This is a genomic window from Dactylosporangium sp. CA-092794 (assembly GCF_050948465.1).
Classification (GTDB): domain Bacteria; phylum Actinomycetota; class Actinomycetes; order Mycobacteriales; family Micromonosporaceae; genus Dactylosporangium.
In genome coordinates this window covers 2,499,806-2,514,240 of sequence record NZ_CP192044.1, presented here as the reverse complement: position 1 = coordinate 2,514,240, position 14,435 = coordinate 2,499,806, and the positions used below count along the sequence as shown (strand labels likewise).

15 protein-coding genes and 1 other annotated feature are annotated in these 14,435 nt (G+C 71.5%); of the genes, 11 read left to right on the top strand and 4 right to left on the bottom strand.

Annotation, left to right across the window (positions count from 1 at the left end; all coding sequences use genetic code 11):
- Position 1 precedes the first annotated feature (1 nt).
- Together ACQPXD_RS11095 and ACQPXD_RS11090 are read left to right on the top strand one after the other, a co-directional pair.
- The gene (locus ACQPXD_RS11095) at positions 2–1,123 is read left to right on the top strand and encodes a hypothetical protein (RefSeq protein ID WP_432837386.1); all 1,122 of its coding nucleotides are present in this window, start codon (positions 2–4) and stop codon (positions 1,121–1,123) included.
- Between the two features lie 462 nt (positions 1,124–1,585).
- Positions 1,586–1,743 (bottom strand) — a sequence feature (23S ribosomal RNA rRNA prediction is too short).
- Between the two features lie 140 nt (positions 1,744–1,883).
- Positions 1,884–2,255 (top strand): hypothetical protein, encoded by a 372-nt coding sequence (locus ACQPXD_RS11090; protein WP_432843798.1) that lies wholly within the window; start codon positions 1,884–1,886, stop codon positions 2,253–2,255.
- Here ACQPXD_RS11090 and ACQPXD_RS11085 read toward each other — a convergent pair.
- On the bottom strand, positions 2,228–2,797 hold the full coding sequence (locus tag ACQPXD_RS11085) for an alpha/beta fold hydrolase (RefSeq protein WP_432837384.1): 570 nt from the start codon (positions 2,795–2,797) through the stop codon (positions 2,228–2,230). The two genes, ACQPXD_RS11090 and ACQPXD_RS11085, sit on opposite strands and share 28 nt — an antisense overlap.
- 356 nt (positions 2,798–3,153) lie before the next feature.
- Here ACQPXD_RS11085 and ACQPXD_RS11080 point away from each other — a divergent pair, with 356 nt between their 5' ends.
- The 3 genes from ACQPXD_RS11080 (at position 3,154) to ACQPXD_RS11070 (ending at position 5,518) form a co-directional block, all read left to right on the top strand.
- Entirely contained in the window at positions 3,154–3,513 is a 360-nt protein-coding gene (locus ACQPXD_RS11080; protein WP_432837382.1) for an ester cyclase, read from the top strand.
- A gap of 37 nt (positions 3,514–3,550) precedes the next feature.
- Positions 3,551–4,288, top strand: a complete 738-nt coding sequence (locus tag ACQPXD_RS11075) for a hypothetical protein (RefSeq protein WP_432837381.1) — start codon at positions 3,551–3,553, stop codon at positions 4,286–4,288.
- A 132-nt stretch (positions 4,289–4,420) separates the two neighbouring features.
- Positions 4,421–5,518, top strand: a complete 1,098-nt coding sequence (locus ACQPXD_RS11070) for an RNA ligase RtcB family protein (protein ID WP_432837379.1) — start codon at positions 4,421–4,423, stop codon at positions 5,516–5,518.
- On the opposite strand, the gene ACQPXD_RS11065 is transcribed toward ACQPXD_RS11070, so the two are convergent.
- Both ACQPXD_RS11065 and ACQPXD_RS11060 read right to left on the bottom strand, forming a co-directional pair.
- Entirely contained in the window at positions 5,499–6,533 is a 1,035-nt protein-coding gene (locus ACQPXD_RS11065) for an LLM class flavin-dependent oxidoreductase (RefSeq protein ID WP_432837377.1), read from the bottom strand. The genes ACQPXD_RS11070 and ACQPXD_RS11065 overlap by 20 nt on opposite strands.
- A complete protein-coding gene (locus ACQPXD_RS11060) occupies positions 6,530–7,054 on the bottom strand; it encodes a hypothetical protein (RefSeq protein ID WP_432837375.1) in 525 nt (174 codons plus the stop codon). Before ACQPXD_RS11060 ends, ACQPXD_RS11065 begins: the two co-directional genes overlap by 4 nt.
- 50 nt (positions 7,055–7,104) lie before the next feature.
- Between ACQPXD_RS11060 and ACQPXD_RS11055 the strand changes: the two genes are divergently transcribed.
- Positions 7,105–7,728 (top strand): TetR/AcrR family transcriptional regulator, encoded by a 624-nt coding sequence (locus ACQPXD_RS11055; RefSeq protein WP_432837373.1) that lies wholly within the window; start codon positions 7,105–7,107, stop codon positions 7,726–7,728.
- 131 nt (positions 7,729–7,859) lie between these two features.
- Here the strand turns inward: ACQPXD_RS11055 and ACQPXD_RS11050 are convergent, their stop codons facing one another.
- Positions 7,860–9,641 (bottom strand): amidohydrolase, encoded by a 1,782-nt coding sequence (locus ACQPXD_RS11050; RefSeq protein ID WP_432837371.1) that lies wholly within the window; start codon positions 9,639–9,641, stop codon positions 7,860–7,862.
- 374 nt (positions 9,642–10,015) lie between these two features.
- Between ACQPXD_RS11050 and ACQPXD_RS11045 the strand changes: the two genes are divergently transcribed.
- The 5 genes from ACQPXD_RS11045 to ACQPXD_RS11025 are packed head-to-tail and all read left to right on the top strand — an operon-like array spanning position 10,016 to position 14,120.
- Entirely contained in the window at positions 10,016–11,155 is a 1,140-nt protein-coding gene (locus ACQPXD_RS11045) for a CaiB/BaiF CoA transferase family protein (RefSeq protein ID WP_432837369.1), read from the top strand.
- Complete coding sequence (locus ACQPXD_RS11040) at positions 11,140–11,946, top strand: citryl-CoA lyase (protein WP_432837367.1); 807 nt, start codon at positions 11,140–11,142, stop codon at positions 11,944–11,946. Before ACQPXD_RS11045 ends, ACQPXD_RS11040 begins: the two co-directional genes overlap by 16 nt.
- Positions 11,939–12,802, top strand: a complete 864-nt coding sequence (locus tag ACQPXD_RS11035; RefSeq protein ID WP_432837365.1) for an extradiol ring-cleavage dioxygenase — start codon at positions 11,939–11,941, stop codon at positions 12,800–12,802. Before ACQPXD_RS11040 ends, ACQPXD_RS11035 begins: the two co-directional genes overlap by 8 nt.
- Positions 12,799–13,161, top strand: coding sequence for a hypothetical protein (locus ACQPXD_RS11030; protein ID WP_432837363.1), 363 nt, complete (start codon positions 12,799–12,801; stop codon positions 13,159–13,161). The genes ACQPXD_RS11035 and ACQPXD_RS11030 overlap by 4 nt, the downstream gene beginning before the upstream one ends.
- Positions 13,161–14,120, top strand: coding sequence for a quinone oxidoreductase family protein (locus tag ACQPXD_RS11025; protein WP_432837361.1), 960 nt, complete (start codon positions 13,161–13,163; stop codon positions 14,118–14,120). Before ACQPXD_RS11030 ends, ACQPXD_RS11025 begins: the two co-directional genes overlap by 1 nt.
- Positions 14,121–14,435 lie beyond the last annotated feature (315 nt).

Here is a 14,435-nt window from a genome sequence, read left to right as displayed (position 1 = left end):
GGTGCGGCCCCTGCTGTCCGGGGGCCGCCGGGTGAGCGTCGACGGCCACCCGATCTGCGGCGGGTGCGGGGCGGCGGTCGCGCCGACGGCACCGGACCGGTGGCGGCACGTGCCGCCCGGCCGCCCCTACCCGCACGGCTCGAAGTGGCTCGCCCCGATCACCCTGACCGAATTGCGCCGCCTGGAAACGTTCGAGGCGTTCGCCGCGCGCTACCCCGACGCCGCGGTGACCCCCGGCGAGTGGCTGGAGGGCCGGCGGCGCCTGGAGGACTACCACGCCCGGCTCGCGGCCCCGCTCGACCCGGCCACGAACCCGCTGCTGGAGCTGATCTCGATCTTGGCCGGCGGCCGCGCCACCCCCGGCCCGCCGCGCATGCCGCCCGGCCTGGCCCGCGTGCTCGACCTGCCCGGCCGCCGCCGCGAGCTCTCGTCGCGGCTGGCGTGGTCGGTGCCCACCGAGGCGGCGCTGGGCCTGATCGCCGACCACGGCCCGATCCTGGACGCGGGCGCCGGCACCGGCTATTGGGCCGCCTTGCTGCGCGCCCGCGGCGCCGACGTGGTGGCGACCGACGCGACCCCGCCGGACGGGGGCGGCAACCCGTTTCACCGCGAGCGGGCCACCTGGGCGCCGGTGGAGCGGCTGCCGAGCGTCGCCGCGGTCCGCCGCCATCGCGACCGGACGCTGCTGCTGTGCTGGCCGCCGCCCGAGGACGACGCGGCCGGCTACGCGGCGCTGCGCGCCTACCGGGGCGGGACGCTGCTCTACGTCGGCGGCGACGCGGAGGGCCCCACGGGCACCGCGCGGCTGCACCGCGAGCTGGACCTCAACTGGACCCCGACCGACGACCTGGCGCTACCGTCGTGGCCGGGCATCCCCGACCGGCTGACCGTGTGGCGGCGCAACCCGTCCCGCCGCCCGCATCGGCAGCGCGATCGCTGCCCCGAGTGCCGCCGCTTCGTGCCGACCGGGCACCTGGGCCGCTGCGACGCCTGCTACGCGAGCTCACCGCCGGCGCTCGCGGTGCGCGCGGGCGGCCATCGGGTCGAGTACCCGGCCGCGGCCCTGGAGGCGATGCCGGCGGCGCTGCGGGCCGCGCTGGAGGCCAGCCCCAACCGCCTGTAGCCGCGTGCTGCTCTCCCCGTTCGCAGGCATCAGCATTGTCCGCGAGACCGCCGACGTCACCGGGGAACCGGCCCCGCCGTCTCCCGGCGGGCGTGGCGGCCACGCGGTGCCGTCCCGACGCGCCGGGCTCGGTCGACGATCACGTCTCACCCGCCGGGCATTGGCCGCCGCGAAGCACGGCGCAGCGACCGGAAGTCTCCGCGATCATGCTGTGCCCGGCACCGACACCACGGTTTTTCATGATCACGGAGTGCTGATGTACCCCTGTGTACCGAAAGGTTCCGGGATCATGGCAAACCCGCGGTGCGGCCACCGCGCGCATCATGATCACGGAGACATACGGCCGCCCCGGCCGCGCAGATCGGATGGTGCCCTCGTACACCACGCCAGCGGACGGCCGGCCCGCCGCCTCGGACGACGGTTCCTGTACGTCGCCTGAGCTGCTGGTTCGACCCTCGTTGCCGCTTCGGCGGTGTGCTCGAGCCCCGCTACATTGTCGGCGCGGAACCACTTGACCAGTGAGCTATTACGCACTCTTTCAAGGGTGGCTGCTTCTAGGCCAACCTCCTGGTTGTCTATGCGACCCCACATCCTTACCGTCGCCCGCGCCGCCTTCGCGGCCGCCGGCGGCCCGGTCACGCTGGAAGCCATCGCTCGCGCGGCTGGCGTCGGCATCGGCACCCTCTACCGGCACTTCCCGACGCGGGAGGCGCTCGTCGAGGCCGTCTACGCCGCCGAGCTCGATGACGTCTCCGCGAGCGTGGCCGACCTGCTGGAGCGGTACCCGCCCGACGTGGCCCTGCGCGCCTGGCTGGACCGCTACGCGAGGTTCACCACCACGAAGAGCGGCATGCTGGACACCCTCCGCGCCGCCGCTGCCGCCGGCCGTATCACCCCGCAGACCCGCGAGCGCGTCACCACGGCGATCCGCACGTTCCTCGACCGCGCGGCCCAGACCGGCGCGCTGCGCACGGACGTCACCGCCGAGGACGTCGCCGCCATGCTCTACGGCGTCTTCCTCGCCACCGGCGGCGAGACCTCCGACCAGCTCGGCCGCCTGCTCGGCCTGATCGTCGACGCCCTCGCCCCGCGCGCCGCGACCCGTCAGCCGGCCGGCTCGACGACTTCGTGAATCGCCTGCGCCACCTCGCGCAGGTCGTTGTCCAGCTGATGGTCGCGCCCGGGCAGCCGGTGCAGCCGTGCCCGCGGGATGACGCGGGCATACAGGTCGGCATGCGACGGCGGGACGGTTTCGTCCTCGAGCCCGTGGAACACGTGCACCGGCACGCCTCCCGGCAGCCGCACGCCGAGGTCTGGTGGCAACTCGAACCCGGCGCCGGCCCACCCACCGGCACCGACGAACGGCGCGGCGATCATCACGATCGCCCCGAGCCGCCGCTGCGGCGCCCGCTCGGCGAGCGCGTTGACGAGGATCGTCCCGCCCACCGAATGGCCCGCCACGACCGCGCCGTCGTCCAGGGCCGCCAGCTCACCCCGGATGGCCGCACTCCACCGGGCGTAGCTCGGGTCGTCCTCGCCGGGCATGCGCGGATAGCGGACCTCGTAGCCGTCCCCAAGCTCCCGCCGCAGGCTCTCACACAACCTGTTGTCCCATTCGTCGTGCACACCCGCGCCGCCGCCCTGGATGAACAGGATCTGCCGGGTCTCTGCCATATTCAGCCGCCGATGTAGTCCGCTTTTCGATAAGTCGGGCGCTCCGCGCCACGACTTATCGGATTTTTCGCCTGTCAGGGTATAAGTCCGAAAAGTCCGGACACGAAGTGTCTGGACTTTTCGCGGCGACCATAAGTCTCCGCGATCATGCGAGGGGACTCGGCGTTTCGGTGGGTTTGTCATGATCGTGGAGACCTAATGTACTCATAGGTACGCATTCTCTCCGCGATCATGGAAAAGTGCCGGAGCCCGGGTGGAATTGGCGTGATCGCGGAGACTTACGGTCGTGGCGGGCGGGTGAGCGCCTCCACCGGCCACGGGTTGTCCGGGCACATCGCCGAGGAACGGGGAACACCTTGACGGACGACAGACCGGGCCACAGCGTGGTCGCGCGCTATTTCGACATGTGGAACACCGGCGACACCACGATCGCCGACCAGATCCTGCACCCCGACTGGGTCGACCACGCCCACCCAGAAGTCGCCGGACCCGCCGCCGTGCGGCAGGCGGTGCGGAGCATCCGGGCCGCCCGTCCGGACCTGCACTTCACCATCCACACCATCCTCGGCGACAACGACCTCATCGCCGTCGCGGGCTCCGTCGGCCCGCCGCAGCAGGCCACCGGCTCGCCCGGCCAACTGATCTGGCTGATCCGCCTCGTCCACGGTCGCATGGCCGAGATGTGGACCTACCAGCAGCACCAGCCATCACGCTGAATAGCGGGAACCGGCCCGGCGGGCATAGATTGCTGTCGTGCGCAGGGTCGTGCCGTTGCTGGCGGTGTGCGGTCTGGTGTTCAACGCCGGCGTGCTGGCCGCGCTGTACGTTCCCGGCGCGTCGTACCCCCAGCCGATCTCCTTCCTGCCGTTCCTCGTCGCGTTCGTGACGTTCGGCTCCGCGATCCTCGTCCTCAACGGAGGCCGGCTGGGGCGGCTGGAGTGGGAGCCGCTCTGGGACGCGCTCGTCGCCCTGCCGCGCTGGGTCCAGGCCGGGCTCGGGCTGGTGTTCCTGACCACCGTCGCGCAGATGCTGTTCTCACAGGTCGGCCCGCAGACCGACGTGGGCTTCGAGCGGACGTTCGCCGCCGTCGCGGTGTGGCTCACCGCCGTGGGGACGGCGCTGCACTACGGCGCCCGGCAGGCGCGGGAGCCGGGGACCGGCCGCCGGTCCTACCGGTTCGCGGTGGTGGCTTTCGTCGTCGTCGGCGCGGCCCTGGCCGGTGCCTCGCTCCTGCTGGGCCGCGACCCCATCTACGACGAAACGCCGGCACACGAGCGGCTGACGGCCCGGTTCGGCGGTGCGCCGTGGTATCCGCATCTGGTCGCGGCGAACACCTACCACGGGGCGTTCATCGTGTACCTCGACACCCGCGACGCCACGGTCCAGGCCAACGCCTGCACCGACCTGAAGCCGGCCGCCGCCGAGCTCGGCCGCGTCCCCGATCTGTACTACGCCTCCGGCGGCCACGGCCGGTTCGTCCGCACCTGCTGACCCGCAGCTCGCGGCCGGGCGATCGGCAAAATCGCTTGCCGGGGCCGGCGGGATGCCGGACGCTGACGGCATGACGCTCTGACGGAAGTCTCGCCTGTCCTGTCCGTTCCCGCCCGTGAGGAATGAGCGTCATTGTCTGCGACGACCGCCAGTGTCACCGTGTTCGCGTCGCCCGGTAGCTGGGTCGAGTCCGATGCCGTTGACCAGTGCCGGCAGGTGGCCGGGCTCGACGGCATGGTCCACGTGGCCGGCATGCCCGACCTGCACCCCGGCAAGGGGGCGCCGATCGGGGCGGCCATGGTGTCGCGGGTGTTGTATCCGTACCTCGTCGGCTCCGACATCGGCTGCGGCATCGCCGTGTTTCCGATCGCGCTGCGCCGGGCCGTGCCCGAGCGGCTGGCCGCGCGCTTTCCCGACCTCGACCGGGCGCTCGACCCCGGCGACGTGCCCGACCCTATTCCCGGGGGCCACGTCGAGGGGCTCGGCACGGTCGGGCGCGGCAACCACTTCGTGGAGCTGGCCCGGGTCCGCTCCGTGCTGGACGCCGCGCACGCGGAGCGGCTCGGGGTGGCCGAGGGCGACCTCGTGCTCATCGTCCACAGTGGATCGCGCGGGCTTGGGGAGAGCATCCTGCGCGCGCACACCGACGTGCACGGGGCCGGGCCGGCGCGGGACCCGGCCGCGTATCTCGCCGCGCACGACGACGCGGTGCGGTGGGGGTCGCTGAACCGGCGGCTGCTGGCCGCCCGGGTGGCCGAGGCGCTGGGGGCGCGGCCGGGCGAGCCGATCGTCGACCAGTGCCACAACCTGGTCGAGGTGCGGGACGGGATGTACCTGCACCGCAAGGGCGCGGCGCCCGGCGACGGGCGGGACGTGCTGGTCGCCGGGACGCGCGGCACCGAGTCGTACCTCGTGGCGGGGACGGCGGGGGCGGAGGCGGGCTACTCCGTGGCGCACGGGGCGGGGCGCAAGATGTCCCGGGCCGACGCGCTGCGGCGGGGGAAGGCCAAGCACACCGTCGAAGAGCTGCGCCGCACCCCGGTCGGATCGGTGGTGGTGTGCGGCGACCGCCAGCTGCTGTTCGAGGAGGCGCCCACCGCGTACAAGCGGATCGAGCAGGTGATCGGGGACCTCGTCGCGCACCGGCTCGCCACGCCGGTCGCGGTGACGGTGCCCCTGGTCACCTACAAGACCGCCGACCGGGCCGGCGTCAAACCGCCGCGGCGGTGAGGGTCCGGCGCAGGGCGGGCGCGATCCGCGTGCCGAGGCGGTCCAGGGACTCCTCGACCGCCGGCCCGGGCAGGCCGCCCCAGTCGACGAGCAGCAGGATGCGGTCGAAGGTGACCGCGTCGTACAACTCCCGCAGCTTCTCCGTCACGTGCTCGGCGGTGCCGATCATCAGTGGTTGACCGGCGTCGAGGCCGGCGGTGAAGGCCTCCCTCGACACCTCGTAGCCGGGGCCGCCGGGGCGCTTGGGTCGCAGGAAGTCGTGGTAGTGCGGGTAGGCGTCGGCCGGCGCGTCGGTGCTCAGGTAGTGGGCGGCGATGCCGACCCGCAGCGCATCGGCGTGGCCGGCGCGGCGGCCCGCCTCCCGGTAGAGGTCGACCAGGCGGCGCAGATGCTCCGGGGTACCGCCCAGATAACCCAACGTCAGCGGCAGGCCCAGCGCCCCGGCCCGGATCACGCTGCCCGGGGAGCCGCCCGCGCCGATCCACACCGGCAGCGGATCCTGCACGGCGCGCGGGATCACCTCGGCGCCGTGCAGCGCCGGGCGGAACGCGCCGCGCCAGGTCACGACCGGCTCCGCGCGCAGCCGCAGCAGCAGTTCGAGGCGCTCGGCGAACAGCTCGTCGTAGCGGGCGATGTCGGCGCCGAACAGCGCGAACGGCTCCGGGTAGGCGCTGCGGCCCACCGCGATCTCGGCCCGGCCGGAGCTGAGCAGGTCGAGGGTGGCGAAGTCCTGGTACAGCCGGACCGGGTCGTGCACCCCGAGCACCGTGACCGCGCTGGTGAGCCGGATGCGCTCGGTGCGGGCGGCGATCGCGGACAGCACCGGCACCGGCGAGGAGACCACGAAGCCGGGGCCGTGGTGCTCGCCGACGCCGAACACGTCCAGCCCCAGCGCGTCGGCCCGCATCCCCAGCTCCACGATCTGGGCCAGGCGGGCCGCCACGGACACGACCCGCCCGTCGACGGTCCGCGGCTGCCGGTCGCTCAGCGTGGCCACGCCGATCTCGACGCTCATCGCGGCGGCTGGACCCGGGTGACGTCCTCGTCGTCCACGGCCTGCCAGCCGCCGCCGAGGTCGACCTCGCCGATGTGGTGATACCGGTCCGGTCCGCTGCGGGTGAAGGTGTCGCGGAGCGGCACCGTGTAGCCACCCATCGTCATGGCGCCGAGGAACGCCAGCCGGTCGCCGTCCCAGCCCGCCGAGCGCTGGGTGGCGCGGCCGCCGTTGCTGTCGAACCACTCCGCGACGAACTCGCCGGCGGCGGCGTCGTAGCCCCACAGGTACCGCGCGGTCAGCGGCGTCGGGTTGTCGGCGCTGGGCAGTTCCTCGGTGCGCACCACCCGCCAGAACCCGCGGTCCTCGCTGCTGGCGACGATCCGCATCGCGATGGGCTTCGCCGGGCCGAACGGCGTCTCGTGGAACCGGCCGGCGGCCTGCCAGGCGCCGACGAAGTAGTCCAGCTCCCGCAGGCGGGCATCGGGCTCGGGGATGGGCATGGCGAACTCCTTCGCGCTCAACTGGAAGCCATCTTCCATTTCACCGACGGTACCATATCCGGAAGACCTCTTCCAGATGGGTGAGTGGTGTGACGGTGGCACGGCGCGCGGACGCGGAGCGCAACCGGCAGCGGGCGCTGGTGGCGGCGGCGGAGGTGTTCGCGGAGGCCGGCATCGACGCGCCGATGAGCGACGTCGCGCGCCGGGCCGAGGTCGGCATCGCCACGCTCATGCGCAACTTCCCGGCCCGCGAGGACCTGGTGGCGGCGGTGTTCGCCGACGCGATGGCCGCCTACGCCGCCGCCGCCGCGGCCGCCGCCGACGACCCGGATCCGTGGCGCGGGTTCTGCGACTTCATCGGCTACGTGTGCCGGGTGCCGTGCACCGACCGCGGCTTCGCGCAGGTCCTCACCACGATGTTCCCGGGCGTGGCGGCGCTGGAGGCGCAGCGGCAGCGGGCGTTCCGCGACTTCGTGCGGCTGGTGCGCCGGGCCAAGGCGGCCGGGCGGCTGCGCGCGGACTTCTCGCCGCACGACCTGCCGCTGTTCCTCATGGCCGCCGCGGGCGTCGCGCGCACGCACACGGAGGCGCTCGCCACGGCCGCCGAGCGCCTGGTCGGCTACCTGCTGCAGGCCGCCGCCGCGCCGGGCAGCGCCGCACTACCCGCCGGGCCGCCGCCGCGGGCGCTGTATGAAGCCCTGGAAAAACCATAAAATCCAGAGAGCTACCGCGATGTCCGCCGTGGTCCGGACCGTAACTCCCGTGGCCTCACCGTCCGCCGGTAGTCACGCGCGGGTGGGGGATGCCGCGGCAGCGGCACCCCCCACCGGATCCTGCGACAGTGTCAGCGGCGGACAGGCAGTGCGCCGGTGTCGTGCACGATCTTGCCGTCGATCACCGTCAGGATCGGACGGATGTCGCGCATTTCGGCGTCGCTGACCGTGAAGTAGTCCTTGTCCAGGACCACCAGGTCGGCGAACTTGCCGGTCTCGATCGAGCCCAGCTCGTTCTCGCGGTTGATGTACCACGCGTTGCCCCGGGTGTAGCAGTGCAGCGCCTGCTGCCGGTTGAGCTGCTGGCCCGGGTTGATCTGCTGGCCGAGCACGTTCAGGCCGGTGGTCGCGTAGTGCAGGGCGTACCACGGGTTGTGCGGGGCGATGTGGATGCCGTCCTCGTGCATGCCCATCGGGATGCCGCTGGCCCAGATCTGCGGGTACAGCGGGCCGTTGGGCAGCCCGTCGGCGCGCGGCGTGCCGTTGAGCCAGCGGAAGCCCGAGGCCGAGACGCCGCAGTTGAGCGCCTTGAGCCGGGCCAGCTGCCCGGGCGTGATGTAGTCCGCGTGCTGCAGGCCCCAGCGCAGGTCCTTGATGCCGAACTCGAGGTCCATCTGCTCGTAGGTGGCCACCACCTGCTCGATGGAGTCGACGTTGGTGGCGCTGCCCGGCTGGGCGTTCTCGTTGCGCCAGCGGGCCTTGGCCACCTGCCGCTGCGACTCGAGCCAGACCGCGTAGCCGTTGGCGTTCGACGGCAGCGCGAACGGCGCGGCCCACTCGCCGATGCCGCCGGTGCGCAGCATGTCGTCGTCGCCGAAGAACGGGAACTGGTTCTTCAGCCGCTCCTTGAGCTCCGGCAGCTGCTTGTCCAGCCCGCCGAGCTCGGCGATGAAGCCCTGGTTGTGCAGGAAGTTCATCTGCAGCCGCACGAAGGCCTTGCCCTCGCGGTGCAGGGCGAGCCACGCGTCGTACATCCGGAAATGGTTCAGCGTCGGCAGGCCGTCGGTCGGCTGCGGGTCGAGCGACGCCGGGTTCAGCGTGCCCGTCGCGGCCGCCACGAGCGTCTGGTCCAGGATCGTGGTGAGCCCGACGCTCGCCGTGAACGCCATCGCGTCCAGCGCGCTGCGCTTCTTGTCCTCGAACGTCTGGCGGATGCGCAGGTGGTACAGCGCCCGGTTGGCCATGTTCGGGCTGCCGCCGGCGATCGTGCCGTCCGCGCCGACGGTCACCGGCACGTCGGTCACCAGCGACTCGAAGAACTGCTTGCCCAGCGTGTTGACCCGGGCCGGGCCGAAGCCGCTCTGATAGAGAAACACCGGCCGGTCCGACACCACCGCGTCGATCTCGGCCAGGGTGGGCAGCCGCTGCTCGGCGAACATCCGGGGCGTGCCGGCGCCCATCGCCGTGATGAACGCGCCCACGGGCACGCCCGCCTGGCGGCGTGCCTTGAGGTAGCCGAGCACCTCGTTGACGTTCTTCGCGAGCTCCCACTGGGCCACGTGGTAGCCGGGCCGGTTGGCCAGGCTCACGAAGTGGCTGTGGCTCTCGATCAGCCCCGGCACGACCGTGCGCCCGCGCAGGTCGACCTTCACCAGGGCGTGGCCGTGCTCGGCCTCCTTGCCCACCGCGATGATGACGCCGTTGTTGATCCGCACGGCCGAGACGACCGAGTTGCGGTCGTCCATGGTGTGGATGTTGCCGTTTTCGAGGAGTAAGTCGTCCTCGTCGTCGTTGGCATCGCCGGCGCTCGCCGGGGCGGCGCCGAACGCGGCCGCCGCGACCACGCCCGCGCCGGCGCCGGCGATGAGGCCGCGGCGCGAGAGGCCGGATTCCGATTCGCGTTTGTCTGCCATGAGTGTCCTGCTCCTGGAGTCGTGTGGAGTGCGTGCCGGAGCGGTCGCACGGCCTGCGCAGGGCCGTGCGATGAGGTGCGCGTTGTGCAGCGCCGTGGGGTGTTTCGGCGGTGGGAGAGGGGTCCTGAGTGCTCAGGGCGCGACCGTGGCGGACGATCGTCCGTCAGACGGACGGCTGTCCATCACAATGTTCCGGGTACCACGTGATGTCAAGCCTCGAAGTCGAAACATCTTCCGTACCGCGGCGGTGGGCGGTTGACAGCGCCCCATCGGAGACTGAGACTGACGAGGCGCGGACGATCGTCCGCACAACGGACACCCCTACCGGACGGGTCCTACCGGCCGGCACCGCCGGCCAGCAGGAGAGGCAGCTGATGACGGCACCGGAGCCACGAGGGCCGCTGAGCGGCCTGCTGGTGGCCGATTTCTCCAGAATTCTCGCGGGTCCGTATGCGACGATGCTGCTGGCCGACCTGGGCGCCGATGTGATCAAGGTGGAGGGTCCGGGTGGTGATGACACGCGGACGTGGATGCCGCCGGTGCGGGATGGGGTGTCGACGTACTACCTGGGGATCAATCGGAACAAGCGGTCGATCGTGTTGGATTTTCGGGTGGCGGAGGATCTGGCCGCGGCGCGTGAGTTGGCGGCCCGCGCGGATGTGTTGATCGAGAATTTCAAGCCGGGTGGGTTGCGTCGCTTCGGTTTGGACTTCGACACGCTCGCGGAGACGAACCCTGGCCTGGTGTACGCGTCGATCAGTGGTTTCGGGTCGGGTGCGGGGGCGTCGTTGCCGGGCTATGACCTGATGGTGCAGGCGGTCTCGGGGTTGATGAGTTTGACCGGGGATGCGGATGGGCCGCCGTTCCGGGCGGGGATTTCGGTGTTTGATGTGATGGCGGGGTTGCATGCGACGATCGGGATTTTGGCGGCGTTGCGGCATCGGGAGTCGGCGGGTGTGGGGCAGCATGTCGAGGTGAATCTGTTGTCCTCAGCCCTGTCCGGCCTGGTGAATCATGCCAGTGGGTATGTGGCGGGTGGGACGGTGCCGTTCCGGATGGGTAACGCCCACCCGAGCCTGTTCCCCTACGAACCGCTCCCCACCGCGGACGGGGAGCTGATCGTGATCGCCGGGAATGACGGGCAGTTCGCGAAACTGTGCCAGGTCCTCGGGTTGGAGGAACTGCTGTCGGATCCGCGGTTCGGCCGGAATCAGGACCGGACCGCGAACCGGGAGGCGCTGCGCCCGATCCTGGTGGAGCGCCTCGCCACGCGGTCGAAGGAGGAGTGGTTTCGGGTGTTGACGGCGGCGGGGGTGGCGTGTGCGCCGATCAACACGATTGATGGTGGGGTGGCGTTGGCGGAGGAGTTGGGGTTGGCGCCGGTGGTGGTGACGGGTGGGGTGCCGGGGATTCGGCATCCGATCCGGTTTTCGGGGAGTGCGGCGCGGTATGAGTTGCCGCCGCCGGGGTTGGATGAGCATGGGGAGGAGATCCGGCAGTGGTTGAAGGGTTGAGGTTCCCGACCGGGATCGGCACGTCGGAGGCGGATGAGATCCGGGTGCTGGGGCAGGATCTGGCCGCCGATCTGATGGGCAAGGTCGGGTTCGGTGAGCTGGCGTTCTGGCTGGTGGCCGGGCGGCGTCCGACCCGGGGGCAGTGCCGGGTGTTCGAGACGGTGCTGGTGGCGTTGGCGGATCACGGGTTCACCCCGACCGCGATCGCCGCCCGGGTCACCTACGCGAGCGCCCCCGAAGCCCTGCAGGGCGCCCTGGCCGCGGGCCTGCTGGGTGGTGGGTCGCGCTTCCTGGGGGTGACGGAGGACTGCGGCCGGTTCCTCGCCGACGTCCTCGCCGGGGTCGAGGCGCTGCCCACCGACGACGCCGGCTGGGACGCCCTCGCCACGACCGCAGTGACCGAGGCGCGGGCGGCGAAGCGGTTCGTGCCGGGGTTGGGGCATCCGGTGCACAAGGTGCGGGACCCGCGGACCCCGGTGCTGATCGGGATTGCGGAGGAGGAGGGGTTGCGGGGGCCGCATCTGCGGTTGTTCGAGGCGGTCGGGCGGGTCCACCCGGCGATTCTGGGCCGGGCGTTGCCGCTCAACGGCGCCGGGGTGTGTGGTGCGGCGCTGGCGGATCTGGGGTTGCCGGTGGGGATGTTGCGGGGGTTTGCGTTGCTGGCGCGGGCGGCGGGGTTGTTGGGGCATTTGGCGGAGGAGCAGCGGACCGGGTTGGGTTTGGAGATTTACCGCACGGTGGATCGCAACGCGGTGTACACCCCAGCTGAGGAAGGAGGGCATCGTGGCTGAGCTGGTCGCGGTGATCGCCTCGACGCATCATCCGTTCTATTACAAGGCGAGTACGGCGGTGGGGGAGGATCGTCCGCCGTTTGCTGATGAGTGGGTGCGCAAGATTGTGCGGTTCCGGGAGACGCTGACGCGGGCGAACCCGGATGTCCTGGTCATGGTGGGGTCGGATCATTTTCACCAGTTGTGGCTGGACAATATGCCGCAGTTTCTGATCGGTAAGGCGCCGATGTATGACGCGAACTGGTACAACGAGGAGCGGGAGTTCGGGCTGCCGCGGATGCTCCTGGCGGGTCAGGAGGATCTGTCGGGGTATCTGTTGCGGGCCGGGTTGGACGCCGGGTTTGATCTGGCGTTTAGCAACGAGTTGCGGATTGATCATTCGGTGACGTGTCCGATCATCACGTTGCGGCCGGAGGCGGATCTGCCGATCGTGCCGGTGTATACGAATATTTTCGCGCCGCCGTTGCCGCAGCCGAAACGGTTCGTCCAGTTGGGTCAGGCGCTGCGCGGCATGATCGAGTCGTGGCCGAGTGATCTGCGGGTGGCGGTGATCGGGACGGGGCATCTGTCCCTGGAGTTGGGTGGGCCGCGGCAGTTCGGGCCGCACGGCCCGGACCCGCAGTTCGATGCCAGGGCGGTGGAGTGGATCGCGGGTGGGGATCTGGATGGGTGTCTGGCCGAGGTGACCCTGGACAGTTTGCACGCGCCGGGGAATGCCACGCACGGGTTCATGGATTTCATGCTGATGATGGGGGTGGCCGGGGCGGGGGCGAAGGCGGACTACGTCGACACCTACGACCTGTTCCACACGATGGAGGCGTACTTCACCTGGTATCCCAACGGAGCGCCGGCATGAGCAAATATTTGTTGGACAAGTTCCTGTATACGGTGGACCGGGATCCGGCGTTGGTGGAGCGGTATCGGGAGGACCCGGCGGGGACGGTGGCGTGGTGGGAGGCCAACCTGGGTGGGGCGGTGCTCAACTGCCACACCGGTGAGGCGACCACCTGGCTGCGGCTGGACGACACCGAGCGGCAGGCCCTGGCCTCGCACGACTACCCGAAACTGTTCGAGCTCGGCGCGCACCCGTTCCTGACGTTGACGCTGTTCATCGCCATGTTCGAACGCGACTACACCGAGCCCCTCGCGTTTCAGAAGCTTTACGCCGAACGCCTGGCCGGCTACAGCCTGCCCTACCCCGACATCGCCACCTGATGCGCGCCGTCACCATCGTCCAGTGTGGACAGCCCCCCGTCGTCGTGGACCGGCCCGAGCCGGCCCCCGGCGACGGCGAGGTGTCCGTCAGCCTCACCGCCGCGCCGATCACGCCGCTCGACCTGCTGTGCGCCTCCGGCACCTCGTACTTCGGGGTGCCGGCCCTGCCCTACGTTCCCGGCGTGCAGGGCGTCGGCACCCTCGCCGACGGCACCACCGTGTGGTTCCCGACCAGCGCCGGCATGCGCCCCGGCGACGGCTCCATGGCCGAGCGGGCCGTCGTGCCGGCCGCCGACGTCGTGACCCTGCCCGACGGCGTCGACCCACGGCTCGTCGCCGCCCTCGGCCTCTCCGCCGTCGCCGCCTGGAAGGCCCTGACCTGGCGCGGCGAGCTCCGCACCGGCGAACAGGTCCTGGTCCTCGGCGGCGGCGGAATCGTCGGCCAGGTCGCCCTGCAGGTCGCCCGCTTGCACGGCGCACGGCGGGTCGTCGCCGCCTGCCGCTCCCAGGCCGCCCAGGAACGGGCCCGCCGCCTCGGCGCCGACGCCGTCGTGCCGCTCGACGACAACGACGACGTGGCGGCCCTCGCCAAGCGCCTCCGCGACGCCCTGGACGGCCCGCTAGAGCTGGTCCTGGACCCGCTGTTCGGCATCCCCGCCGCGGCCGCCCTGCGCGTCCTGGCCCCCCACGGCCGCCTGGTGAACCTCGGCAGCTCCGCCGCCGAAACCGCCCCGATCGACTCCGCAACCCTGCGCAGCGGTTCGCTACGAGTCCTCGGCTACACCAACAACGAACTGAGCGCCGCCGAGAAGGGCGCCACCATGCGCCTCATCGCCGACCACGCCCTGGCCGGCCGCCTCACGGTCGACCACCTGGAGGTCCCCATGGCCGACGTCGCCGAGGCCTGGACCACCCAGGTCGACGGCCGCGCCACCCGCCGCCTGGTCCTGGTCCCGTAACGGTCCGGCGAGCCGCATCCACCGCCTTGCGCGGTCACCGGCGCCGTGGGGCGGACATATGTCTCCGTGATCGTTATGCCCGCGATGACCGCACCACGGGTTTGCCATGATCCCGGAACCTTTCGGTACACGGGGGTACATCACCACTCCGCGATCATGAAAAACCGTTGGTGTCGATGCCGGGTTGCGCATGATCGCGGAGACTTCCGGTCGCTACGCCGTGCTCCGCGGTGGCCGGCGCCCGGCGGGTGAGACGTGATCGCCGACCGCGCCCGGCGCGTCGGGACGGGCACCATGTGGCCGCCAGCGGGCACC